Annotated in this window: 17 protein-coding genes; 12 read left to right on the top strand and 5 right to left on the bottom strand. The window is 73.8% G+C overall.

The genetic code is table 11. From position 1 onward, the window contains the following. Nucleotides 1–70 precede the first annotated feature (70 nt). The 3 genes from ACZ7G3_RS12145 to fxsT are packed head-to-tail and all read left to right on the top strand — an operon-like array spanning nt 71 to nt 7,378. On the top strand, nt 71–1,624 hold the full coding sequence (locus ACZ7G3_RS12145) for a VMAP-C domain-containing protein (RefSeq protein WP_470925080.1): 1,554 nt from the start codon (nt 71–73) through the stop codon (nt 1,622–1,624). Continuing rightward, the gene (locus tag ACZ7G3_RS12140; RefSeq protein ID WP_470925078.1) at nt 1,621–2,748 is read left to right on the top strand and encodes a MoxR family ATPase; all 1,128 of its coding nucleotides are present in this window, start codon (nt 1,621–1,623) and stop codon (nt 2,746–2,748) included. The genes ACZ7G3_RS12145 and ACZ7G3_RS12140 overlap by 4 nt, the downstream gene beginning before the upstream one ends. Before the next feature lies 1 nt (nt 2,749). Further along, nucleotides 2,750–7,378: an FxSxx-COOH system tetratricopeptide repeat protein gene (gene fxsT / locus ACZ7G3_RS12135; protein ID WP_470925076.1), complete on the top strand. Its 4,629-nt coding sequence runs from the start codon at nt 2,750–2,752 to the stop codon at nt 7,376–7,378. 53 nt (nt 7,379–7,431) lie between these two features. Here the strand turns inward: fxsT and ACZ7G3_RS12130 are convergent, their stop codons facing one another. Continuing rightward, nucleotides 7,432–8,757, bottom strand: coding sequence for a cation:proton antiporter (locus ACZ7G3_RS12130; protein ID WP_470925074.1), 1,326 nt, complete (start codon nt 8,755–8,757; stop codon nt 7,432–7,434). Between the two features lie 180 nt (nt 8,758–8,937). Between ACZ7G3_RS12130 and ACZ7G3_RS12125 the strand changes: the two genes are divergently transcribed. The 7 genes from ACZ7G3_RS12125 to ACZ7G3_RS12095 all read left to right on the top strand — a co-directional run bounded on the left by ACZ7G3_RS12125 (nt 8,938) and on the right by ACZ7G3_RS12095 (nt 17,550). Beyond that, nucleotides 8,938–10,101 (top strand): hypothetical protein, encoded by a 1,164-nt coding sequence (locus ACZ7G3_RS12125; protein WP_470925072.1) that lies wholly within the window; start codon nt 8,938–8,940, stop codon nt 10,099–10,101. Continuing rightward, nucleotides 10,098–11,213 (top strand): effector-associated domain 2-containing protein, encoded by a 1,116-nt coding sequence (locus ACZ7G3_RS12120; RefSeq protein WP_470925070.1) that lies wholly within the window; start codon nt 10,098–10,100, stop codon nt 11,211–11,213. Before ACZ7G3_RS12125 ends, ACZ7G3_RS12120 begins: the two co-directional genes overlap by 4 nt. A 118-nt stretch (nt 11,214–11,331) precedes the next feature. Next, nucleotides 11,332–11,568, top strand: a complete 237-nt coding sequence (locus tag ACZ7G3_RS12115; protein WP_426597976.1) for a hypothetical protein — start codon at nt 11,332–11,334, stop codon at nt 11,566–11,568. Between the two features lie 117 nt (nt 11,569–11,685). Beyond that, nucleotides 11,686–13,599: an aKG-HExxH-type peptide beta-hydroxylase gene (locus tag ACZ7G3_RS12110; protein WP_470925068.1), complete on the top strand. Its 1,914-nt coding sequence runs from the start codon at nt 11,686–11,688 to the stop codon at nt 13,597–13,599. Nucleotides 13,600–13,681: 82 nt separating this feature from the next. Beyond that, complete coding sequence (locus ACZ7G3_RS12105; RefSeq protein ID WP_426597978.1) at nt 13,682–14,905, top strand: arginine deiminase; 1,224 nt, start codon at nt 13,682–13,684, stop codon at nt 14,903–14,905. A gap of 61 nt (nt 14,906–14,966) precedes the next feature. After that, a complete protein-coding gene (argF, locus tag ACZ7G3_RS12100; protein ID WP_470925066.1) occupies nt 14,967–15,974 on the top strand; it encodes an ornithine carbamoyltransferase in 1,008 nt (335 codons plus the stop codon). A 127-nt stretch (nt 15,975–16,101) separates the two neighbouring features. Next, complete coding sequence (locus ACZ7G3_RS12095) at nt 16,102–17,550, top strand: amino acid permease (RefSeq protein ID WP_470925065.1); 1,449 nt, start codon at nt 16,102–16,104, stop codon at nt 17,548–17,550. Here the strand turns inward: ACZ7G3_RS12095 and ACZ7G3_RS12090 are convergent. Next, nucleotides 17,507–17,947 carry an ATP-binding protein gene (locus tag ACZ7G3_RS12090; RefSeq protein ID WP_426526212.1) on the bottom strand — a complete coding sequence of 147 codons (441 nt, stop codon included), beginning with the start codon at nt 17,945–17,947 and terminating at the stop codon, nt 17,507–17,509. The two genes, ACZ7G3_RS12095 and ACZ7G3_RS12090, sit on opposite strands and share 44 nt — an antisense overlap. Nucleotides 17,948–18,196: 249 nt before the next feature. On the opposite strand from ACZ7G3_RS12090, the gene ACZ7G3_RS12085 reads away from it, so the two are divergent. Together ACZ7G3_RS12085 and ACZ7G3_RS12080 are read left to right on the top strand one after the other, a co-directional pair. Further along, entirely contained in the window at nt 18,197–19,024 is an 828-nt protein-coding gene (locus ACZ7G3_RS12085) for an enoyl-CoA hydratase family protein (protein WP_470925062.1), read from the top strand. 4 nt (nt 19,025–19,028) lie between these two features. Further along, nucleotides 19,029–21,446, top strand: a complete 2,418-nt coding sequence (locus ACZ7G3_RS12080) for a bifunctional salicylyl-CoA 5-hydroxylase/oxidoreductase (RefSeq protein ID WP_470925060.1) — start codon at nt 19,029–19,031, stop codon at nt 21,444–21,446. Here the strand turns inward: ACZ7G3_RS12080 and ACZ7G3_RS12075 are convergent. From ACZ7G3_RS12075 to ACZ7G3_RS12065, 3 genes are all read right to left on the bottom strand, one after another. Next, the gene (locus ACZ7G3_RS12075; protein ID WP_470925059.1) at nt 21,422–22,321 is read right to left on the bottom strand and encodes a sulfotransferase family protein; all 900 of its coding nucleotides are present in this window, start codon (nt 22,319–22,321) and stop codon (nt 21,422–21,424) included. The genes ACZ7G3_RS12080 and ACZ7G3_RS12075 overlap by 25 nt on opposite strands. A gap of 61 nt (nt 22,322–22,382) precedes the next feature. Continuing rightward, the gene (locus ACZ7G3_RS12070) at nt 22,383–23,267 is read right to left on the bottom strand and encodes a PaaX family transcriptional regulator (protein ID WP_470925057.1); all 885 of its coding nucleotides are present in this window, start codon (nt 23,265–23,267) and stop codon (nt 22,383–22,385) included. Between the two features lie 15 nt (nt 23,268–23,282). Continuing rightward, nucleotides 23,283–25,040 (bottom strand): AMP-binding protein, encoded by a 1,758-nt coding sequence (locus ACZ7G3_RS12065; protein WP_470925421.1) that lies wholly within the window; start codon nt 25,038–25,040, stop codon nt 23,283–23,285. Nucleotides 25,041–25,094 lie beyond the last annotated feature (54 nt).

Raw genomic sequence — 25,094 nt, 5'->3', positions numbered from 1 at the left:
TGAACCGTCAGTTGCCGTGCTAACTTCGCAGGTCCGTCAGGCAGACGTACCGACTCATGGGGGACAGTCGGTGGAGACAGGCGCGGGATTCGGGGCAGCCGAGGGCGGTTCCGGGCATGCGCGCGGGCCGGCACTGCTGCTGGAGCTGACCGAGGCGCTGTGCGGGCTGGGCTGCACGGAGGATCCGCAGGGGCGGAGCCAGTTCGCCACGGTGCTCGGGGACCACCTGGGTCTGACACGCCCCGTCGACCTGCGCGGCGTCAAGCAGCGCGAGGACGTGGTCACCCTGGTCCGCACCGCCCTGAAAGTGGAGGGCGGGGAACACGTGCTCGTCACGGTGGTGCGCATCCTCGAAGGGACGCCGGCCGGTGACGAACTGGACCGGCTGATCACCCCCGACCCGCCCGCCCCGCCGCAGGCGCCCCCGGGCCCGCTCGGCCGCGACGACGAGGCCCGGGCGCGCGCCGTCCTCGCCGGGGGCGAACTCCCCGCCGGCCGGCTGCGCGACGACCTCGCCGAGGAACTCAACGGCCTCGACCTGCCCACCGGACTCTTACCCGACCAGCTGTTCCTCCACGTCCTCGCGTGGAACGCCCAGCCGGACGGCCTGCCGCCCGCCGTGCTCCTCCTCGACCGGGCGGGCCCGCTCGCCGCCACGCGCGGCCACCGCGCGGCGCTCTCCGGCTGGGTCGACGACTGGGCCCGGCGGGCCGGCCTCACCCAGGAGCTGGTCCGGCGCCGGGAGGCCCGCGCCCGGACGGTGCGCGACCCCGACATCCCCCGCTGCCTCGTCGTCGCCGTCGAGCCCGCCCGGGACGGCTCCGACGAGGTCGTCGTACGTCCCTGGCTCAACACCGTGCCGGGCCACTGGGACCCACAGCCCGGCGCGCCGGCCGTGACCACCCTGGACGCGCTCGGCCCGGCCGTCGACGACGCGCTGCGGCAGGGCGGCCGGCTCTGGGCCGGGCCGGGGGAGTCGCCCGCCGGTGGACACCGGCAGCCGTCGGCGTACGTGGAGTTCGTCCTTCCGTACGAGCTCCTCAACCACGATGTGGCGAGTTTGACGTACCGGATCGGTGACGGGCGGCCGTTGCCGCTCGGGCTGAAGTACGGGGTGCACCTGCGCAGTCTGGACCGGATGCGCACCGACGACGCACTGGTGCGACACCAGTGGCAGGAGCGCTGGCACGCGCTGAGGCAGCACGGGGTCAGCGTGCACGGCTGGAGCGAGCCGGACGCGCAGCGGATCGACGCATGGCAGGCGACACTCGCGGGGGACACCAGGCACACGGCCGTGGTGATGGACGCCCCGGCCCGGATCTCCGCCATGGAGGCCCTCAAGGCCGCCATAGCGGAAGGTGTCGGGCTGGCGGTGTGGGACCGCAGAGGAGCCTTCCCCGAGGAGCGACGTGAGGTGGTGACGGCCGTCTTCGCAGCCGTACCGACGCCCGGACAGATCCCGCTCGCCATCCACCGCCTGCGGCAGAACGCCGAACTGAACCGGCAGGGTCCCGGTCGGCTCCTCGGTCGTCACATCGGCTTCTTCTGGGACGACCCCACCCGCATTGTCGACATGCATACCATTGATCCCGGCGAACTCGCCGACGAGGAGGCACCGGCATGAACGCGCAGGAGCAGACGTCCCCGAACGGCTGGCGCGTGTTCCACGGCACCGGCCGGCCGCCGGTCGTCCCGCCCCCGCTGCCGCAGGCGCCGCCCTGGCGACGGTTCCTCGGCGCGCCGTCCCAGCCCGCACCGCCGGACGAGCCGGAAGCCGCGGTACGCAGGCTGGGTCGCGGAGACGTCACCCCGCAGCTCGGCCCCGACGAGATCGACACCGTCAACGCCGCCCTGTTGCTGCGCCGGCCGCTGCTGATCACCGGACCGCCCGGAATCGGCAAGTCCACGCTCGCCTACGTGATCTCCCGGGAGCTGGGCCTCGGCCGGGTCCTGGAGTGGAGCATCGTCAGCCGGACCACGCTGCGGGACGGGCTGTACGTCCATGACGCCATGGGCCGCGCCCAGACCATCGCGGCCTGGCAGGCCGGACTGCGCGGCACCGCACTCCGCGTACCGGAACCGGGCGGTACGACGGCGACGGCGGACGCGGAGGGCGGGACCGCGGAGCCGGACGGCGTCAACCCGTCGGTCGTGTCAGCGCACCGGCAACTCCCGCCCCTTCTGGGGGACTTCATCACCCTCGGCCCACTGGGCACCGCCCTGCTGCCCTACGATCGTCCCCGGGTGCTCCTCGTCGACGAACTCGACAAGAGCGACATCGACCTGCCGAACGACCTGCTGCACGTCCTGGAGAACGGAAGCTATGACGTCCCGGAACTGGTGCGCGACGCCGCGGACACCGCACGCGTCCACACCAGCGACCCCGCCGGTCAGGCGCTGGTGCGGGGCGGGCGCGTCGAGTGCCGGGAGTTCCCGGTCGTGGTGATCACCAGTAACGGGGAGCGGGAGTTCCCCGCCGCCTTCCGCCGGCGCTGCCTTCCGCTGGAGATGCGCACCCCCGGCCGCGAGCAGCTGCTCGCCCTGGTGGAAGGACACCTGGGTGTCCGGCCCGAGGGCACCGAGGACCTGGTGGACGAGTTCGTACGGCAGATCCAGTCCGGCGGAACCCACTCCCTGGACCAGCTGCTCAACGCGGTGCAGATGACTACCGCGGGTGGTTTCCAGGCGGACGGTGACGGGCGTAAGCTCGTGGAAATGCTCCTCCGCGACCTCGCGAAGGGCCGCTGAATTGACCGGCTTTCCCAGGGAGCGCGCATCCGGACCGGGCGACGGTGATCCCGTATCAGGGACGTCGCCCCCGTCGGCGTTCCCCGATTCCGTCGAAGGCGCGAGTGGGTACGGAGCGGCGCTCGCCACTGCCCCGGCCCAGGACTCCGGTGCCCGCGACCAGCCGTACCCCGACGCCTCGCAGCCCGCCGACCCGCACTGGCGGGAGGTCGCCGACGCGGTCTGGCTCGCCGCGTACTGGGACCGTCACGGCGGCCCCGGCTCCGGCCCGGGCGGCCCGGACAGCGGCCGCCCGGATCCGGCGCAGGACCCCGCACCCCCGCGGCCCGCTCCGCCGCCCGCCACCGAGGGCGAACGGACGGCGGACCGGCCCCCGGCCGACCCCGGCGCACGCGCCGCCGACCCGGCACCGGCCGCACGGCCGGCCCCCTCCGGCCCCGACGCCTCCGGCACCCCCGCCGCGCCCGCACCGCCGCCGGCCGACCCCGCGGACCGGTTCGCACCCACCGGCCACCCGGCCGGCGCGCACGCCGAACCAGCGGCCCGGCACCGGCTGTTACCCGACGCCGAGGGCACCTTCACCCTCCACGTCGGGCAGCCGCTGCTGCCCCCCGAGGAGCGTTCCCGGCCCGGCCCCGGCCGGACCACCGCGCTGCTCGCCCGCGCCCTGCACCGACTGGCCCGGCGCATCCCCTCGCGCCACACCCTCGAACTCGACGAGGAGGCCACCGCCGAGCAGGGCGTGTCCGACGGCCTGTGGCTGCCCTTCCTGCGGCCCGCCCGTGCCACCGTCTTCGACCTCGTCCTGCTCGTCGACGACGCCCCGACCATGGGGATCTGGCAGGAGACCTGCGCCCGCCTCACCGAAGCCGCCGAGCACAGCGGCGCCTTCCGCGGCGTCCGCGTCGTCCGGGTGCACGTCCCGCGCACCGGCACCGCCACCCTGCGCCGGGCCGCCGACCGCGCCGCCGCCGACCCCGCCGAACTCCTCGACGGCCGGGGCGGCCGGGTCTTCCTCGTCGTCACCGACGGGCTCGCCCACGGCTGGGCGGCCCCGGCCGCCGACGACCTGCTCGGCCGGCTCGGCCACGCCGGCCCCACGGCCCTCGTCCACCTGCTGCCGCCGCACCTGCGCCACCGCACGTCCCTCTACCCGTACCAGGCGGTCCTGGAAGCCGGCGGCTTCGGCGCCCCCAACGACGGCCTCGGACACTGGGCGCCGCCCGGCGGCCCCGACCCGCTGCGCCCGCTGCCCGAGGCCGGTGACGGCTCCGTACCGGTGCCCGTGCTGTCCCTCAAGCCCGGCTCCCTCGGCACCTGGGCCGACCTCGTCACCGGTGAGCGGGGCGTACGCCGGTCCCTGCCCGTCGTCCTCGCCGGTGCCCTCGCCAAGGGCGCGCCCGCCCCCGGCCTGCGCGCCCCACGCCTGCCGCGCGCCGCCTCCGCCGCCGTACGGCGCTTCTTCACCCTCGCCACCCCCGCCGCTCGCCGACTGGCCACCCAACTTGCCGCCATCCCCTTCGAGTTCGACCTCGTGGAGCAGCTGCGCCGGCGCACCATGCCGGAGACCGGTCCCGACCACGTCGCCGAGATCCTCATGGGCGGGCTGATCGACTGGAACAGCGGCGGCGAAGGCCGGCCCGAGTTCGCCGAGGGAGTCCGCGAGGCGCTGCTCGCCACCACCACCCGCAGCCAACTCGCCCGCACCGTCAGCATGGTGGGCGAGCTCCCGGCCGCCGGCCGGCGCGGTGTCGCCCTGCGCGCCGCCCTGAGCGACCCGGCCGGAGCCGCCCTGCCCGACCCGGCCGAACACGGCTGGCTGCGCAGCGAACTGGCCGTGATGCGCGCACTCTCGGGTCCCTACTCCGAACGGGCCAGGCGCATCGAACCCCGACTCTCCGGGCGCCTGCCGCCCGGTGCGGCCGAACGGGTGGGCGCCGGTTTGCCCGCGGGTACACCCACAGAGGTGAACCCTGCGGGCGGCGGGGGATCACCCGGCGGCCGAGAAGGCATGGATCCAGCGTCGAACCACCCCACCGAACCTGGAGACCACGTGCCGCCCCTGGTAACCGACGCGACCTCACCCGAAGCCCCGGAGGCTGAGCAGCTCATGCAGAGCACCACGACCGCGACGTCCGCCCTCCTGGTGAACGTCCCCCTGCGGAACACCTCGTTCGTCGGCCGGCAGGGGCTGCTGAGGGCCGTGGAGGAACAGCTGGGCGCCCAGGACACGGCCGCCGTGCTCCCGCACGCGCTGCACGGCCTGGGCGGCGTCGGCAAGTCCCAGCTCGCCCTGGAGTACATCTACACCCACCAGCACGAGTACAAGGTGATCTGCTGGATCCCCGCCGAACAGGAGAGCCTCATCCTGGCCGCGCTGGCCGGCCTGGCCGCCCGGCTGGGCATCACTCCGTCCGGGCAGGACCGCGGCGCCCCCACCGCGAACACCGCCGTCCCCGCGGTGCTGGAGGCCCTGCGCACCGGTGCCCCGCACTCCGACTGGCTGCTCGTCTTCGACAACGCCGAGGACATCGACGTGGTGCGCCGGTACTTCCCCGCCAATGGGCCCGGCAAGGTCATCGTCACCTCGCGCAACCGTGCCTGGGAGCGGGTGGCGACCCCGCTGCCGGTGAGTGTCTTCGAGCGGTCGGAGTCCATCGAGCTGCTCCGCAGGCGCTCGTCCGACCTGACGGCCGAGGAGGCGGACCGGCTCGCCGAGGCACTCGGTGACCTGCCGCTGGCGGTGGAGCAGGCGGGCGCCTGGCGCGCCGTCACCGGCATGCTCGTCGACGACTACCTCGACCTGCTCGCCCAGCGCAGTCCCGAGATCCTCGAACTGGACCCCAACCCCGACTACCCGGTCTCCGTCGCCGCCGCCTGGGACCTCTCCCTGGAGCGCATCCGGCAGAACAACCCCGGAGCACGGCAACTCCTCGACATCTGCGCCGGCATGGCGCCCGAACCGATCCCGCGCTCCATCCTGCGCGGCAGCCGGGGCGTCAGCATCACCCCCGAGATCGACCCCCTGCTGCGCGACTCGATCAAGCTGAACCGCGCCATCCGCGATCTCAGCCAGTTCTCCCTGATCAAGGTCGACACCCGCTCCAACACCCTGCAGATGCACCGCCTGCTGCAGACCGTGCTCCTGGCCAAGCTCGGCGCGCAGGAGCGGGAGCGGATGCGGGGCGCCGCACACCAGTTGCTGTCGGCGGCCAAACCGGGGCCGTACGGCTCACCGCTGGAATGGCCCGCCTACCAGTCACTGCTGCCCCACCTCCGCGCCTCGCAGGCGGTGACCAGCACCGACACCTGGGTGCGGGACCTCGTCGCCGACAGCGTGTGGTTCCTGTACTACTGGGGCGACCACGACGGTTCCGCGGAGTTCGCCCGGCAGACCTACAGCGCCTGGCTCGCGGCCTCCGGCGAGGAGGACATCCACGTCGTCCGGATGACGAAGTGCCTCTCGTTCCTGCTGCGCCAGACCGGGCACGTGCCGGAGTCGATCCCGCTGGCGGAGAAGGCCCTGGAGACCTCCCGGGCACTCGACGTCGAGCCCGAGGAGCTGATCGACTCGCTGTGCGAGACGGCCGACGCCCGCCGCTACCAGGGCCGGATCCAGGAGGCGCGGATCCTGAGCCAGGAGGCCACCGAGCTGGCCCGGTCCCTGTTCGGCCGCGACGATCCCTCCACCCTCCGCGCGACCCACTCGTGGGGCGTCGACCTGCGGCTGTGCGGAGAGTTCCGGGAAGCGCTGCCGCTGGACCAGGAGAACGCCCGGCTGCGTGACCTGCACTTCGGACCCACCAGCTTCTACACCCTCAACACCCTCAACAGCCTGTCCATCAACACGCGAGAGTGCGGCGACTACCCGGGTGCCCGCGAGGCCCTGGAGGACGTGTACCTCCGCGCGCGCTCCGCACTCGGCGGCGAGCACCCGCTGACCCTGCGCATCGCCCGCAACCTGGCGGTCTGCCGACGCCGTGACGGAGCACTGGACGCGGGTGCCGAGCTCGCCGAGGAGGCACTGCGGCACTTCACCCGCCGCTACGGGGAGGACCACTTCGACTCACTGGCCACGGCGACCAACGTCTGCGTCGACCTGCGTCTGGCCGGAGACCTCGAAGGCTCCCAGGAACTGGCGGAGAGCACCGTACGGCGTTATGCGCAGCGGCTCGGAGACACCCACGTGTGCACCCTGCTGGCCAGAGTCACCCTGGCCGCGACGCTGCGGACGCGCGGTGCCCTGGACAGCGCGCAGGAGCAGGAGGACGACGCGGCCCGGCTGCTGGCCGACACCGTGGGAGAGCGGCACATCGTCACACTGACCACCGCGCTGGGGCAGGCCAACACGGCCTACGCCCGCCTGGACTTCGAGCGGGCCCGTGAGATCGACGAGGCCAACCTGCCCCTGCTCGCGGAGGTCGCCGGCGAGGAGCACCCGCTCACGCTGTCCTGCACGGCCAACCTCGCCCTCGACCTGCGCGGCCTGGGCCGCGGCGCGGAGGCCGACGGAATGCAGCGCAAGGCCGTCGAGGGCTTCACCCGCGTGGTCAGCGCCGACCAGCCCTGGCTGGTGGCGGCCCGCCAACGGCGGCGCATCGAGTGCGACATCGCGCCGGTACCGATGTGACCGCCCGCCCGGCCGCCCGCCCCGGCGGCCGGGCGGCCGGGCGGCCGGTTCGCTCAGCCGACGTCCGAGGCCGGCTCCGTCGTCGTTCCGCCCTGGGCGGGCGGGGCCACCGGGACGGTCGCCCGGGCGGGGGGCGCGGTCCGGTCCGGTCCGGCCGACCGACGGGTGAGCAGCAGGAGCGGCTGCGTGAGCAGGGTCGTGGCGAGGGCCATGAAGACCAGCACCGTGTAGAGGGGGGTGCTCAGCAACCCCGCCTGAAGACCCGCGTCGAGGGCGATCAGCTCCGTGAGCCCCCGGGCGCTGAGCAGTACGCCCACGGTCCGCGCGTCGTGCCGGTCCAGTCCGCCGAGCCGGGCCGCGAGCGTGCCGCTGCCGATCTTCGTCGTGACGGCGAGCACGGTCACCACCAGCAGGACGGTCCAGCCCGTGCCGTCCATGCTGTTCAGCGCCACGGACTGACCCGAGACCACGAAGAAGAACGGCAGCAGCAGTGAGCTGACGTCGTGCAGCGGCCGCAGCAGGTCCGGGTCGAGCGTGCCGCCCTCCTCGCGCGGGACCACCACTCCGGCGAGCAGCGCCCCGAAGATCACGTGCAGTCCGAGGGAGTGCGTGACCCACGCGGATCCGAGGGCGAAACCGATGAGCAGCGCCAGCCGCAGCGAGGGCTCCAGCCGCGTCCGCCACAGCAGCCGGCGCAGCACCGGCCGGGCCGCGAGCACCATCACGGTGACGAAGCCGACGGCGAGCGCCACCCGCCACGGCCAGCCGAGCACCGCCTCGGCGCCGCCGCTGTCCATCAGGGCCGCGGCCAGCACCGTCCAGCAGACCGCGTCCAGCACCCCGGCCGCCGAGACCGCCACCACACCCGGCACGGACCGGGACAGTCCGTTCTCCCGCACGATGGCCGTCAGCACGGGCACCGCCGTTATCGACAGGGCGACCCCGGCGAACACCACCATGGCGGGGGAGAGGTCCCGCGGCATGCCCAGGCCGTGCAGCTGCTCCCGGAAGACGAGCGCGCTCCCGCAGCCCACCGCCATCGGCACCACGAAGGAGGCCAGCGCCACGGTCAGCGAGGTGCGGGCCCGGTCGCCGAGGATCTTCAGATCCAGCTCGTAGCCCACCGCGAACAGGAAGACCACCAGCGCGAACTGCGCGAACCCGGTCAGCGCCGGGCCGATCTCCTCGGGGAACAACGACGCGTACGCGTCCGGCGCCAGCGCCCCGAGCAGGGACGGGCCGAGCGCGATGCCCGCCGACAACTGGCCGACGATGTACGGCTGTCCCAGCCGCCGGGCCAGCCAGCCGGCCGCGTGGGCGGCCACCAGAACGAGAGCCGCGGCACCCACGAGGTGCGTGATCATCGCGTCAGGGCTCACTGTGTCTCCCCCCGTTGGTCCGGTGGCCAACCGGTGGCAGGCCTGTCCGACGGTCCTCCGCCCGGCGGCCCCCGGTTCGGGACGTTCGCCGCGGAAAGACTCGAACCTTCCTAGAATAGAAACGATCTGACGCTGCATCGGAAGTCGTACACGGACCTGGACCAGGGGCACGGGGGGCACATGACGGCGGTCGTCTTCATCCACGGCACGGGGGTTCGCGAACCGGGCTTCTCTGCGCTCGCGGGGCGCTTCTCCGTTGGAGTGACGGAGCTGCGCGGCGGACTGCGCGTCGTGCCCTACTACTGGGGCGGCGAGCACGGGGCGACGCTCGCCGCCGGCGGAGCGAGCCTGCCCCCGGTCTCCGGCCGAAACCGAGGCCCCTTCGCCCCGGACGCCGACGACGACGGCACGGCCGCCTGGGCCGCCCTCTACGCCGATCCGTACGCCGAACTCGCCCTCGCCGCCGCCGGAGCCGCTCCCGCGGCGGAGCTCCCCCCGGGCTCCCTGCCACCGGACCAGGCCTTACGGGCACGGCTGGCCGCCCTCGCCACCGAGGGCGACGCACCGGCGGCCGACCTGGGCCCCGGCCTGGCGCGCGCCGCCGCCGACCTGGCCGCCCACCCGCTGCTCGGCGCCGCGGCCGCGGCCCTCGCCCCGGACGACCTCCCCGGCCTCGCCGCCCGCAGCCTCACCGCCCGAGTCGTCGCCGGCGCCCTCGACTCCGACGCGCCCCTCGTACCGGCCGGCGCCACCCGGGACGCCGTCACCGACCGGCTCGCCCGCGCCCTGGGCGCACCGGCCCCCGGCAGGGAACGCGGCGTGCGCTCCCTGGCACTGCGGGTCGCCGGCTCCGCCGCCTCCCGTGCCGTCGTACGCCGCCGCCGGGCCCTCACCGAGGCCGCCCACCCGGCCGCCGGGGACGTGCTGCGCTACCTCAGCCGCGGCGAGGCGGTCCGCGCCGGACTGCGCACCCTGCTCGCCGGGCTGGAGCCGCCCGTCGCGGTCGTCGCCCACAGCCTCGGCGGCATCATCGCCCTGGACACGCTGGTCCTCACCCCGCTGCCCCAGGTGAGGCTGCTGGTCACCGCCGGCTCCCAGGGGCCGTTCCTGTACGAGTCCGGGTCCCTGCCCTCCCTCGAACACCCCGCGCCGCTGCCGGACCACTTCCCCGACTGGCTGAACCTCTACGACCCCCGCGACCTGCTCTCCTACCTGGGCGCCGGCCTGTTCCCGGGCCGCGTGACCGACGTCGCCGTGGACAGCCGCCAGCCGTTCCCGGCCGCGCACAGCGCCTACTGGACCAACCCGGCCGTGTACCGGCACATCGTGGACCGGCTCCCGTGACCGGCCCGCTCCCCGCCCCGGCCGTCGACCCGGCCCGGGTGCACGCGCTCGTCGTCGGCGTCGAGGCCTACGACGCCGGCACCGGCTGGGACCTGCCCGGACCAGCCCGGGACGCCGTCCGCTTCCACCGCCTGCTGCGCGCCGCCGGAGTGCCCGAGGCCAACATCCGCCTGCACCTGGCCCCGTTGCCGCCGTACGTCCCCGAAGTGCCGTACGCGCCCGCCGACCACGCCACGCTGCGCCGGGCCCTGGTCCGCGAACTCCCCGCCGCCCGGGGCGACGTGCTCTGGGTCTGGTGGGGCGGCCACGGCGTCCTCGACCGGTCCGGGCAGCTGCGGCTGTTCTGCGCGGACGCCACCACCGACGACAAGCTGGGCATCGACCTGGACTCGGCGCTCGCCCGTTACGCCGGGGACGCCGTGCCCGGCTTCGCGGACCAGCTGTGGATCGTGGACGCCTGCGAGACCTTCGAGGAGGCACTCGCCTTCCGCGAGCCGCTGCCGCCCGACGCGCTGCCCGTCGGACGGCGCAGCCTCGCCCACCGGCAGACCCTGCTCCGGGCCGCCGGGCGGGGCCGGGCCGCCGCCAACGACCCGGTGCGCGCCACCGGCCTGTTCTCCGACGTCCTGCTCGCCCTGCTGGCCGACCGGGCCGCGGTACTGCCCGCACCGCCCGATGCGGAGGAACTGTTTCCGGCCGTACGGACGCGTATCGCCGCCCTCAGGGACGCGGGTCGTACTCTGCAGTATCCCGAGATCCGGCTGCAGAGCCCCGAACGCACCGAGATCCTCGCCGCGGTGGGGCCCGGCGGCGGGGAACGGCGGGTCTCCCCGCTGCTGCGGGCCGTGGACGCCCTCCTCGCCTATCCGCTGATGAGCGACCCGACCGAGCGGCAGACGGTCGTCGGGTACCTGGACCCACGCGTCACCGGGACGCTGCCCCGTCACACCAAGGCACGCACGGACGCGACCGGCATCCTCAACACCCTCGCCCGGCGCCACCCACAGGCGCTGTGGGAACTGTTCGACGCCGTGGTGTCGGTCGATGACGACCCGCTGCGGAAGACCGAACTCTCCGATGCGCTGCGGGAGTTGGCGGATCCGCGGGAGTGACCGGGTGCTCGTGGATGATCGGGTGGCGTGATCGTACGGTTTTCGACATGGGTCGTAATGGCCATGATGGAAAGAGACACGGGGCATCGAGTGCCACCGTGCGAGAAGGGGGAGCATCTTGGACCAGCCGCCCGCTCTGCGCCATGCCGAAGCCGCCACCCGTGAACAGCCGGCCGCCCTCGGGCGCGCCGATGTCTGGGAGTCGGACCTGGCGGACGTCGCGGCGCTGCCCCTGACCGCCGTGGACGCTCTCACGCCGCTCCGCCCCACCGCCCGCCTGCTCGAAGAGGTCCTGCGCGCACGCGGCAGCATCAGAGGCGGCGGCGAGGGCGGCGGCGGCGCCCGGGCCGAATAGCCGCCGCCCGCACCTGAGCGAAGGGCCCCGACGGCAGGGCCCCGAAGACGAGCCCCGACGAGGCCGAGCGCCCGCCGGGGTCCGCGCGTGCCCACCCCCGACCGGAGGTCCCCGCCCATGACCAGTGAGCCGCGCCCCGCCCCGTTCCGCGTGCCGGACCGGATCTTCGCGGAACTGGCCGCCGGAGGTGGTTCCGCGGAGGCCGTGGCCTTCCTGGAGCGCGGGGAGCGGGCGCGGCGGCTGCTCCTGCTGCGGACCCTGCTGGACCGGCTCGCGGAGCTGCCCACGCCCCTGACACCGGTCGCCGAGGCATGGGACACCTTCAAAGCCGCCGCCGAGCGGGCGCCCGAGGCGGTCGACCGGCTGCTGCTCGCGCCGACGACGGGTGGCTGGATCGCCCACATGCTGCGCCGGGTGCACGGCACCGCGACGGGGCCGCCGCTGTGGGCGGAGGCAGGCCGGCTGAACGTCCTGGCGCTCACCGCGGCCCTGTACGCCGGTACGGAGACGTCGCTCACGGTCCCCCTCGCCGACGGCGCTCTGCACCTGCCGGGCCTCGGCCTGCTCCGGCTCCCGGCCACGTCGCCGGGGCCGGCCGTCGCGCGGGCCGCGACGAAAGCGGGTGAACTGACCCTCTCCGGCCCCCCGGCCCACGACGGCTCCCGCACCTCCGTGACGTGCCACCCGGCGACGGCACCGGCGGACCGGCAACGACCGGAGGAGCTTCGGACGGAGGAGCTTCGGACGAAAGGATCCCAGCTTCGGACGGAGGAATTCCGGCGGTATGGATCCCGCCCGGCCGAGTCACGCCCGGCCGAGTCACGCCCGGCCGAGTCACGCCCGGCCGGTCCCCGTCCGGCCGGGGCCCCGCCAGCCCCCGCTGCGGGGCCCGCCCCCGAAACGTCCGCGGCGACCTGGCTCCCCCTGCGTGCTCTCGTCCACACCACCCCCGCCGGTTCCGTCGCCATACCCCTCGACGATCTCGACCCCTACCGCGACCTGGACGACCCGGTCCCGCCCGCCCGGCTCGACGCCGAGGAGGCGGCCGAGTGGCAGCGGGTCTTCGACGACGCGGTCGGGATCCTCGCCGCGACCGGCACCGAGATCACCACCGGCATCGGCACCGGCAACGGCCCGGGACGGCTCGACCCTGCCCTGATACGCGCCGTCATACCGTACGGCCGTACCGCCCTCACCCCGCCCGCTCCGCCGACCGTCGGGGTCTCCGCCTCCAGCGGCGACTCCTTCGGCGCCATGGTGATCTCCCGCCCCGATTCCGCGCTCGCCCTCGCCGAGACCCTCGTCCACGAGTTCCAGCACAGCAAACTCGCGGCGCTCCTCCACCTCTTCCCCCTCCTCGACGACGACCGGGAGGAGCGCTTCTACGCCCCCTGGCGCGCCGACCCCCGCCACCTCACCGGGCTGCTGCACGGCGCGTACGCCTTCACCGGCGTCGCCGGCTTCTGGCGGGACCGGCTGGCCGAGCCGGCCCACGCCGAGACCGCCGCCTACCACTTCGCGCTGCGCCGGCTGCAGAGCCGGCTGGTCGTGCGCACGCTGCTGACCAGTGCCCGGCTCACCGCACCGGGGCACCGGCTGGTCGCGGGGCTCGCCCGGACGCTGGACGGGTGGCTGCGCGTACCCGTCGACCCGGCCGTACGGGCCAGGGCCCGTACGGCCGCCGCCCTGCACCGCACGCAGTGGCGGCTGCGCAACGTCGCCGCACCGGACGGGCCGGACGGGCCGCACGACGGCACCCTCCGCTTCCACCCGGACCGCGTCTTCTGGCCCGACACCCGCACCCACGCCTTCGCCCTCCGCCCCGCCGACCCCCGCACCCCCGACGAGCACCTCGCCGCCGGCGACCCGGCCACCGCGCTGGACGGTTACGCCAAGGACCTGGCCCGTGATCCGGCCGACCCGCACGCGCTGTCCGGCTGGATCGTCGCCCGCGCGGTCCTGGAGCCGGGCCGCTCCACCCGCCGCCCGCTCGCCCGGCCGGAGCTGCTGCTGCCGCGGCCGGGCGGCTGACCCGTCGGGCGGCCCGCGCGAGCCGGGTACGGGTCTGCTCAACCGGGGGGTGAACAGGCGCCCGAATGGTCAGGATGGAGTCATGGGATTCCAAGTCGACTCCGAAGCCGGGCGGCTCACCCGCGTCATCCTGCACCGGCCGGATCTCGAGCTCAAAAGGCTCACCCCCAGCAACAAGGACGCCCTTCTCTTCGACGACGTGCTGTGGGTGCGCCGGGCACGCGCCGAGCACGACGGGTTCGCCGACGTGCTCCGCGACCGCGGGGTCGCCGTGCACCTCTTCGGCGACCTGCTCACCGAGGCCCTGGACGTCCCGGCGGCCCGCCGGCTCGTCCTGGACCGGGTCTTCGACGAGAAGGAGTACGGAGTACTGGCCACGGACCACCTCCGGGCCGCCTTCGAGACCCTGCCCGCCCGCGAGCTCGCCGAGGTCCTGGTCGGCGGCATGACCAAGCGCGAGTTCCTGGACGCGCACCCGGAGCCGACGTCCGTGCGGTTCCACGTCATGGAACTGGACGACTTCGTGCTCGGGCCGCTGCCCAACCACCTCTTCACCCGGGACACCTCGGCCTGGATCTACGACGGCGTCTCCATCAACGCCATGCGCTGGCCGGCCCGGCAGCGCGAGACGGTCCACTTCGAGGCGATCTACCAGCACCACCCGCTGTTCCGTGACGAGGCGTTCCACCTCTGGTCCGAGGGACAGGCCGACTACCCCTCCACCATCGAGGGCGGCGACGTCCTCGTCATCGGCAACGGCGCCGTGCTCATCGGCATGAGCGAGCGGACCACACCCCAGGCCGTGGAGATGCTGGCGCACAAGCTGTTCGCGGCGGGTTCCGCCCGCACCATCGTGGCCCTCGACATGCCCAAGCGGCGGGCCTTCATGCACCTCGACACCGTGATGACGATGGTCGACGGCGACACCTTCACCCAGTACGCCGGGCTCGGCATGCTCCGCTCCTACACCATCGAGCCGGGCGTGGGCGAGAAGGAACTGAAGGTCACCGACCATCCGCCGGAGCACATGCACCGCGCGATGGCGGCCGCGCTCGGGCTGAACGAGATCCGTGTCCTCACCGCGACCCAGGACGTCCACGCCGCCGAACGCGAGCAGTGGGACGACGGCTGCAACGTGCTGGCCGTCGAGCCGGGCGTCGTCGTCGCCTACGAACGCAACTCCACCACCAACACCCACCTGCGCAAGCAGGGCATCGAGGTGATCGAGATCCCGGGCAGCGAGCTGGGCCGGGGCAGGGGCGGACCGCGCTGCATGAGCTGCCCGGTCGAACGGCAGGCCGTATAAGAATTCAGGGAGTCGTATACAATTCCATGGAGATCCGTCCCCGTACCTCTGGAGCGCCCCCATGGCGACAGCCCCGACCGCCCTCGCCGGCCGCCACTTCCTCAAGGAGCTCGACTTCACCGCGGAGGAGTTCCGCGGCCTGATCGAGCTGGCCGCCGAGCTGAAGGCCGCGAAGAAGGCCGGGACCGAGACACGGTATCTCCAGGGCAGGAACATCGCGCTGATCTTCGAGAAGACCTCGACGCGCACGCGCTGCGCGTTCGAGGTCGCCGCCGCCGACCAGGGCGCCTCGACCACGTACCTCGACCCTGCCGGCTCGCAGATCGGCCACAAGGAGTCCGTGAAGGACACCGCGCGCGTGCTGGGGCGCATGTTCGACGGGATCGAGTACCGGGGCGACAGCCAGCGGAAGGTCGAGGAGCTGGCCGCCTTCGCCGGCGTGCCCGTCTACAACGGCCTGACCGACGACTGGCACCCCACCCAGATGCTCGCCGACGTGCTGACGATGACCGAGCACAGCGACAAGCCGCTGCACGAGATCACCTTCGCCTACCTCGGTGACGCCCGCTTCAACATGGGCAACTCCTACCTGGTCACCGGCGCCCTGCTCGGCATGGACGTACGCATCGTCGCCCCGAAGTCCTACTGGCCCGCCCAGGAGGTCGTCGACCGGGCGAAGGAGCTCGCCGGGTCCAGCGGGGCGCGCATCACCCTCACCGAGACCCTGGACGAGGGGGTCCGCGGCGCCGACTTCGTCGTCACCGACGTCTGGGTCTCCATGGGCGAGCCCAAGGAGGTCTGGAACGAGCGGATCACGTCCCTCGCCCCGTACGCCGTGACCATGGACGTGCTGCGCGCCACCGGCAACCCGGACGTCAAGTTCCTGCACTGCCTGCCCGCCTTCCACGACCTGGGCACCAAGGTCGGCCAGGAGATCTTCGAGGCCCACGGCCTCGATTCCCTGGAGGTCACGGACGAGGTCTTCGAGTCCGCGCACTCGGTCGTCTTCGACGAGGCCGAGAACCGGCTCCACACCATCAAGGCGGTCCTGGTCGCCACCCTGGCCTGACCGGCCGGGACAGCCGTAGGGACCCGTCCCGCTATTCTGACCGGCGGCCCCGGAGCCACCCCTTCCGGTGCCGCCGGCCGCGACCACCGTCGCGCCCCCGCACCACCAGAAACGAGCACCACCCGCAATGCCCGCTTCCCGCGTCAAGTCCCCCCACCTCCTCGTCGCCGAATCCGGCGCCGACCGCGAAGGCCACGGCCTGAAGCGCACGATGGGGCTGTTCCAGCTCGTCTGCTTCGGCGTCGGCGCGATCGTCGGCACCGGCATCTTCGTCGGTCTGTCCGACTCGGTGGCCGAGGCCGGCCCCGCCGTCGTGGTCTCCTTCGTCCTGGCCGCGATCACCTGCGTGTTCACCGCGTTCGCCTTCGCCGAGCTGGGCGGCGCCATCCCGGTCTCCGGCTCCTCGTACTCCTTCGCCTACGCCGGACTCGGCGAGCGGACCGCCTTCCTGGTCGGCTGGTGCCTGCTCCTGGAGTACGGCGTGTCCGTCTCCGCGGTCGCGGTCGGCTGGAGCCAGTACGTCAACGAGCTGCTCGAGAGCGTCCTCGGCCTCCAGCTGCCGCACGCGCTCTCCGCGGGCCCCGGCGACGGCGGCGTGGTCAACCTGCCCGCCGTGATCGTCATCGCCCTGGCCTGCGTACTGCTGGTGCGCGGAGTGCGGGAGAGCGCCCGGGCCACGGCGGCGATGGCCGTCCTCAAGCTGGCCGTCCTCGTCGCCTTCTGCGCCGTCGGCTTCTACGCCTTCCAGGACGGCAACCTCAGCCCGTTCTCCCCGGCCGGCCTCGGCGGCATCGGCGCCGGCACCACGGCCGCCTTCTTCTCGTACATCGGCTTCGACGCGATCACCACGGCCGGTGAGGAGGCCAAGAACCCCCGCCGGGACATCCCCATCGCGATCCTCGTCTGCATCGGCCTGGTCACCCTGCTCTACTGCGCGGTCGCCGTCGCCGCGATCGGCGCCATCGGCGGCGACGCGGTCGGCGACCGGCCCGCCGCGCTGTCGTACGTCGTCAACGAGGTCACCGGCTCCACGATCGGCGGCGGTGTCGTCGCCTTCGGCGCGGTCGTCGCCATCGCCTCGGTGGTGCTCGCCGTGATGTACGGCCAGACCCGCATCCTCATGTCGATGTCCCGCGACGGACTGATCCCGAGGGTCTTCGAGAAGGTCTCGCCGCGTACCGCGACCCCCGTCGCCGGCACGCTGATCGTCGGCGCGGTCTTCGCACTGCCGGCGGCCTTCGCCCCGCTGGACGCGGTGGTCAACCTGTGCACCATCGGCACCCTCGCCACCATGGCCGCCGTCAACGTCGCCGTGATCGCGCTGCGCCGCCGCGAACCGGGCCTCGCCCGCACCTTCCGTGTGCCGCTGTACCCGGTGACGCCCCTGCTCGGGGTCGGCTTCTGCCTGTACCTGATCTACGAGACGGGCGCGGCGACCTGGCTCCAGTTCGCGGTGTTCCTCGCGGTGGGTCTGCTGGTGTACGCGGCCTACGGGCGCCGGCACTCCCGCCTCGCCCGGGCCGGTGCGGAGGTCACTCCGAAGGGCGACGTGGAGCGGGTACCGCAGGAAGCCTGAACCAGACCGCCTTGCCGGACCCGGCGGGCCGGTGACCGCAGGACGAGCTCAGGGCGCGGATCAGCAGCAGGCCGCGCCCGTGCTCCTGCCAGGGATCGGGCGGCTCCACGCCGGGGCGGGTGAGGTCGCCGGGCGGCGCCGGGTCCGGGTCGTGCACCTCGACCTGGCAGCCGGTCGGCAGCAGCTCCACCACCAGCTCTATCGGCGCCCCGCCGGAGGTGTGCTCGACGGCGTTGGCGACCAGCTCCGCCGTGAGCAGTTCCGCGGTGTCGCCGTCGGCGGTGTGCTCCAGCCCGGCCAGCGCCGTACGGACCAGGGAACGGGCCACCGGCACGGCCGCGGCGGAGTGCGGCAGTGCGATGCGCCAGGAGGCGGGGGCTGCGGGGTGATCGTGCACGGCTGGTCCGTTTCGTGGAGCAGGCGGTCCTGTCCGGCTTTCAACCTCATGAATGGTACGGCGCCGCCCGGCGGAGCCGTCGAGGGGCACCGCCCGGGGCCTCCCACCCGATGCACCGCCCGGGGCGCTCCACCCGATGCACCCCGGGGCCCTCCGCCCGGTGCACCGCCCGGGGCCCTCCGCCTGATGCCGGACAAGCTGTCGCGCACCCGTGACGACGGTCACAGAACGGTGATAACTTCGAGTGTCATGAGTCCCTTCACCGGCTCCGCCGCCCCCACCCCCGACTGGCGGCACCTGCGCGTCGACCTCACCGACGGCGTCGCCACCGTCACCCTCGCCCGCCCCGACAAGCTCAACGCACTGACCTTCGAGGCCTACGCCGACCTGCGCGACCTGCTCGCCGAGCTGTCCCGGGAACGGTCCGTGCGGGCCCTGGTGCTGGCCGGGGAGGGGCGCGGCTTCTGCTCGGGCGGCGACGTCGACGAGATCATCGGCGCGACCCTGTCCATGGACACCGCCCAGCTCCTCGACTTCAACCGCATGACGGGCCAGGTGGTGCGGGCCGTGCGGGAGTGCCCGTTCCCGGTGGTCGCCGCGCTGCACGGCGTCGCCGCCGGGGCGGGCGCGGTCCTCGCCCTGGCCGCCGACTTCCGCGTCGCCGACCCGTCCGCCCGCTTCGCCTTCCTCTTCACCCGCGTCGGCCTCTCCGGTGGCGACATGGGTGCGGCGTACCTGCTGCCGAGGGTGGTCGGCCTGGGGCACGCGACCCGGCTGCTGATGCTCGGCGACCCGGTGCGGGCGCCGGAGGCCGAGCGGATCGGCCTGATCAGCGAGCTGACCGACGAGGGCCGCGCCGACGAGGCCGCCGCCGCGCTCGCCCGCCGCCTCGCCGACGGTCCGGCCCTCGCGCACGCCCAGACCAAGGCCCTCCTCACCGCCGAACTGGACATGCCCCTCGCGGCCGCGGTGGAACTGGACGCCGCCACCCAGGCCCTCCTGATGAACGGCGAGGACTACGCCGAGTTCCACGCGGCCTTCACGGAGAAACGCCCCCCGAAGTGGCAGGGGAGGTAGGCGGATGCTCCCGGCCCAGGGGACCGCGGCGCCCTCGGGGGCGCGGGGCAGTGCCGATCCGCGGCTCGGCCGCGAGGCGCGACCAGCCACAACGGCGCCGCACTCGCCCGCGACGCCACGCCACCCCCTGCGCGCCGCGATCATCGGGGGCGGCCCCGGCGGCCTCTACACCGCCGCCCTCCTCAAACGCCTCGCCCCCGACCGGCAGGTCACCGTCTGGGAACGCAACGCCCCCGACGACACCTTCGGCTTCGGCGTCGTCCTCTCCGACGAGACCCTCGGCGGCATCGAACACGCCGACCCCGTCGTCTACGCGGCCCTGCGGCAGGACTTCGTCCGCTGGGACGACATCGACATCGTCCACCGGACCACCCGCCACACCTCCACGGGACACGGCTTCGCCGCCCTCGGCCGCCACCGCCTCCTGGAGATCCTGCACGACCGCTGCCGCGCCCTCGGCGTGGAGCTGCGCTTTCGCACCGAGGCCCCGCCCCCCGACCGGCTGGCCCGGGAGTACGACCTGGTCGTGGCCGCCGACGGCGTGCACAGCACCACCCGCGAGGCCTACCGCGACACGTTCCGGCCCCGCCTGACCGTCCACCGCTGCCGCTACATCTGGCTGGCCGCCGACTTCGCCTTCGACGCCTTCCGCTTCGACATCGCCGAGACCGAGCACGGCGTCGTGCAACTGCACGGCTACCCGTACGCGCCCGACGCCTCCACCGTCATCGTCGAGATGCGCGAGGACGTCTGGCGGGCGGCCGGTTTCGACGGACTGGACGAGTCCGAGTCCACCGCCCGCTGCGCCAAGATCTTCGCCGACGCCCTCGGCGGCCGGCCGCTGCGGTCCGACAAGTCGGCGTGGACCGCCTTCCGCACGGTCGTCAACGAACGCTGGTCGCACGGCAACGTCGTCCTCCTCGGCGACGCCGCCCACACCGCCCACTTCTCCATCGGCTCCGGCACCAAGCTCGCCGTGGAGGACGCCCTCGCGCTCGCCGCCTGCCTGGAGGAACAGACCACCCTGGAAGCGGCACTGACCGCCTACGAGGCGGAGCGGCGCCCCGTCGTCGCCTCCACCCAGCGGGCGGCCAAGGCCAGCCTGGAGTGGTTCGAGGACCTGCCCCGGTACCTCGACCAGCCGCCCCGCCGGTTCGCCTTCAACCTGCTCACCCGAAGCCGTCGCGTCACCCACGAGAACCTGCGGCTGCGCGACGCCCGCTTCACCGAGTCCGTCGAGCGCGAGTTCGGCTGCCCGCCCGGCACGCCCCCGATGTTCACCCCGTTCCGGATGCGCGGCCTGACCCTGCGCAACCGCGTCGTCGTCTCCCCGATGGACATGTACTCGGCCACCGACGGCGTCCCCGGTGACTTCCACCTGGTCCACCTGGGAGCCAGGGCGCTGGGCGGTGCCGGACTGGTGATGACGGAGATGGTCTGCGTCAGCGAGGAGGGCCGCATCACCCCCGGCTGTGCGGGCCTGTACACCGGCGCGCAGGGCGAGGCGTGGCGGCGGATCACGGACTTCGTGCACGAGCGGGCGCCCGGCACCGCGATCGGCGTGCAGCTCGGGCACAGCGGACGCAAGGGCTCGACCCGGCTGATGTGGGAGGGCATGGACGAACCGCTTCCCGAGGGCAACTGGCCCCTGGTCGCCCCCTCCCCGCTGCCGTACAGACCGGGCGGCCAGACGCCGCGCGAGCTGTCCCGGGCCCGGCTGACGGACATCCGGACGCAGTTCGCGGCCGCCGCCGCGCGGGCCGCCCGGGCCGGTTTCGACCTGCTCGAACTGCACTGCGCCCACGGCTACCTGCTCTCCGGCTTCCTCTCCCCGCTCACCAACCACCGCACCGACGCCTACGGCGGCTCACTGGAGAAACGGCTCCGCTTCCCGCTGGAGGTCTTCGACGCCGTACGCGACGTGTGGCCGTGGGAGCGGCCCATGACCGTCCGGATCTCCGCGACCGACTGGGCCGAGGGCGGCACGAGCGGCGAGGAGGCCGTGGCGATCTCCCGGGCCTTCGCGGCGCACGGCGCCGACGCCGTCGACGTCTCCACGGGGCAGGTCGTGGCCGACGAGCGGCCGGAGTTCGGGCGGTCGTACCAGACGCCGTACGCGGACCGCATCCGCAACGAGGCGGGCGTCCCGGTGATCGCCGTCGGCGCGATCTCCTCCTGGGACGACGTCAACTCGCTCCTCCTGGCCGGCCGCACCGACCTGTGCGCCCTCGCCCGCCCTCACCTCTACGACCCGCACTGGACGCTGCACGCGGCGGCCGAGCAGGGCTACGAGGGGCCGGGTGCCGTGTGGCCGGCGCAGTACCGGGCGGGCAGCCGCCGTCCGGTGACCGGACGGACCGACGCCCCCAAGCCCAGGCTGACGCTGCACGGACGGCGTCAGGACGCGGAGTCCGACGTGTAGCCCCAGGCCGCGCACATCGCGCGCAGCCGCTCGGGGATCTCGTCCTCCTTCGGCAGCGCGCGCCCCGGCTGCACGGTGCCGGTGCGGATGTTGTCGCGCCAGTCGCCGAGCCCCCTGACCAGTTCACGGCCGGTCTTCCTGCCGTAGTTCAGCATGGCCGGCGCGTAGTCGACGCCGAGGAACGCGCACAGGCGGCGCATCTCCCGCCCGGGGTCGGCGGTGATGTCCTCGTAGCGCACGGTGAAGCCGTCGGTGTCGGCCGCACGGGCCTCCTCGACGGCCGTCATGTAGCGCAGCACGTCCGTGACGGCCTTGTCGTACGGTCGCTTGACGGGATCGCTCTCGTGCCAGGAACGCGCGACGGACTCCGGATGACGCAGCAGGAACACGAAGCGCGCGTCGGGCCAGCAGTCCTTCAGGCGCCGGTACATGTACGCGTTGGCCGGGGTCTTCTCGACGATGAAGTCCTTGCCGGACTTGACCAGTTCACGGTGCATGACACGGTCCCAGAGCAGGTGCTCCAGGTCGCCGCGGGCGTGCCCGAGGGCGCCCATGGCGCGCTCGGAGTGCCAGTTGTCGCAGATGACGTCCATCCGTCCGAGGTGCAGTTCGTGCAGGGTGTGCAGCCGCGGGTGGGCGCCCAGCATCATGCGCAGCAGGGTGGAGCCGGAGCGGATGGACGAGATGACGAAGACGGGCTGCCGCAGCAGCCGGTCGGTCGCCAGTTCCTCGGCCGACGGACGTCGGTAGGCGGCCGCGGGGCGCGCCGCGGCCTTCGGCACGGCGATCCTCCCCTTCCCCGCCCGGGGGGCCCTCCGTACCTGGAGGCCGGTGGTGACGGTGAGGGCCCGGTTCAAGTTGCGCGCGAGACTCATGCGTCCGCACGGTAGGCGGCAAACCTGAGAAGAGGGTCTGAGGAGGCTGAGGGTTCCCTCATCATGGAGGAGTGTGACGCGAGTCACTGGCCGGGAGCGAGCCGGTGACCGGGGGTGCGGGTGCTCCGGGCGTCGCGTAGAGCGCGCCCGCGTCGCGCAGCCGCTCGTGCAGGCCCCGGAAGACGGCCGCCGAGCGCGTACCGGGCCAGTCCTCGGGCAGCAGCCGGGCGGGCAGTCCGGGGTCGGCGTAGGGCAGGTGGCGCCAGGAGTCCAGCGCGAGGAGGTAGTCGCGGTAGGCCTCCTCGGGCGGGGTGTCCGCCCGGCGCTCCCAGTCGCGCAGCACGCGCGCGTGGCGGTCGAGGAACGTTTCGTGCTCCTTGGCGATCGCGGCCAGGTCCCACCAGCGCCCCACCGCCTCGGCGGTCGGCGTGAAGCCGAGGTGTTCACCGCGGAAGAAGTCCACGTAGGAGTCCAGGCCCAGGCGGCCCAGTGCGTGCCGGGTCTCCTCGTACAGGCGGGCCGGGGCGATCCACACGCCGGGGGCGGCGGTGCCGAACCCGAGTGCGGCCAGGCGGGAGCGCAGCACGTGCCGCTTCTGCCGCTCGGACTCCGGCACGGAGAACACGGCGAGCACCCAGCCCTCGTCCGCGTGGGGCGTTGCGGCATAGATGCGCCGGTCCCCGTCGTCCAGCAGCTCGCGGGCCTCGGCGGAGAGTTCGTAACCGGCCGCGCCCCGGTCGGTGCGGGCGGGCAGCAGCAGCCCGCGCCGCTTCAGCCGCGACACCGACGAGCGGACGGAGGGGGCGTCCACCCCGACCGCGGCGAGCAGCCGGATCAGCTCGGCGACGGGTACGGGGCCCGGCGCGAAGCGGCCGTACGCGCCGTAGAGCGTGACGATCAGGGATCTCGGGGTGTGCTGCGCGTGCTGGTCGGACACGTTGATCATCTTAGGTTGTCGTCATCAGACCTGGTCACCACGGGGATCGCGACCGGGTGGGGGCAGGAGCCGGTAGCGCTGGAGCTTGCCGGTGGCGGTGCGCGGCAGCGCGTCGAGGAAGACGATCTCGCGCGGGCACTTGTACGGCGCCAGCTCGGACCTGAGGAACGCGCGCAGCGCGTCCGAGTCCCGCTCGGCGCCCTCCTTCAGCACGGCGTGGGCCACGACGACCTGTCCCCGGTTCGGGTCGGGCCGGCCCACCACGGCGGCCTCCACCACGTCCGGATGGCGCAGCAGCGCGTCCTCCACCTCCGGCCCGGCGATGTTGTACCCGGCGGAGATGATCATGTCGTCGGCGCGCGCCACGTAGCGGAAGTACCCGTCGGGCTCGCGGACGTAGGTGTCACCGGTGATGTTCCAGCCGTCGCGGACGTACTCCCGCTGCCGCGGATCGGCGAGGTACCGGCAGCCCACCGGTCCCCGCACCGCCAGCAGCCCGGGCTCCCCGTCGGGCAGGGGCGCACCGTGCTCGTCCTGCACGCGCGCGTGCCACCCCGGCACCGGCACCCCCGTGGTGCCCGGCCTGGCGGCGCCGTCCGCCGCGGAGACGAAGATGTGCAGCAGCTCGGTGGCGCCGATGCCGTTGATGAGGCGCAGGCCGGTGCGCTCGTGCCAGGCCCGCCAGGTGGCCGCGGGCAGGTTCTCGCCCGCCGAGACGCAGCGCCGCAGACACGTCACGTCGTACGCGTCCAGGTCGTCGAGCATCGCCCGGTACGCCGTCGGCGCGGTGAACAGCACCGACACCCGGTGCTCGGCGACGGCGGGCAGCAGCTGCCTGGGGCCCGCCTGTTCCAGCAGCAGCGCGCTCGCCCCGGCCCGCATCGGGAAGACCACCAGCCCGCCGAGCCCGAAGGTGAAGCCGAGCGGGGGGCTGCCCGTGAAGACGTCGTCCGCGCGCGGCTTGAGGACGTGCCGGGAGAACGTGTCGGCGATCGCCAGCACGTCACGGTGGAAGTGCATGCAGCCCTTGGGGCGCCCGGTGGTGCCCGAGGTGAAGGCGATCAGCGCCACGTCGTCGGCCGCGGTGTCCACGGCCGGGTACGGGGCGCCGGGCGGCGCACCGGCCTCGGTTCCGGCGTTCGCGCCGGCCTCGGTACCGCCGTTCGCGCCGGCCTCCGTACGGTTCAGCAGGTCGTCGGGCGCGTCCCCGCCGTACGTGGTGATCCGCAGCCCCGGGATCTCCGCCTCGGCCAGGTCGTCGACGGCCCGGACGTCGCACAGGGCGTGCCGCACCCGGGCGATCTCGCAGACGGCGCGCAGCTCGTGCGGGCGCTGCTGGGCCAGCACGGTCACCGCCACCGCGCCCGCCTTCAGCACCGCCAGCCAGCAGGCGGCCAGCCACGGGGTCGTGGGGCCGCGCAGCAGCACCCGGTTGCCCGGGACGACACCGAGGTCGCCGGTGAGGAGGTGGGCGAGCCGGTCGACACGGGCCCGCAGCTGCCCGTAGCTCCAGCGGTCCCCGGACGCGGTGCGGAAGACCGGGCGGTCGTCGGGCGGGCCGGTGAGCAGCTCCGCGGCACAGTTCAGCCGGGCGGGGTAGCGCAGTTCCGGCAGGTCGAAGCGGAGCTCGGGCCACTGGTCCGGGGGAGGCAGATGGTCGCGCGCGAAGGTGTCGACGTGGGCCGAGCGGTGCGGACCTGCGCGGTGCGTGACTGCCATGGCGGTTCGCCCCCTGTGTCGTGGTGGGCTCGCGCCATGAGCGTAACGCGTTGATGACGGCAGTCAACGGGGCGCGATAACCTCGGGTGTGGCCCAGCGGGCAGGGGAGCAGGGGAA

The organism is Streptomyces sp. NPDC037271, assembly GCF_055603605.1.
Note: the sequence above shows the minus strand (reverse complement) of the source record. Positions and strands in the feature narration are given on the sequence as shown.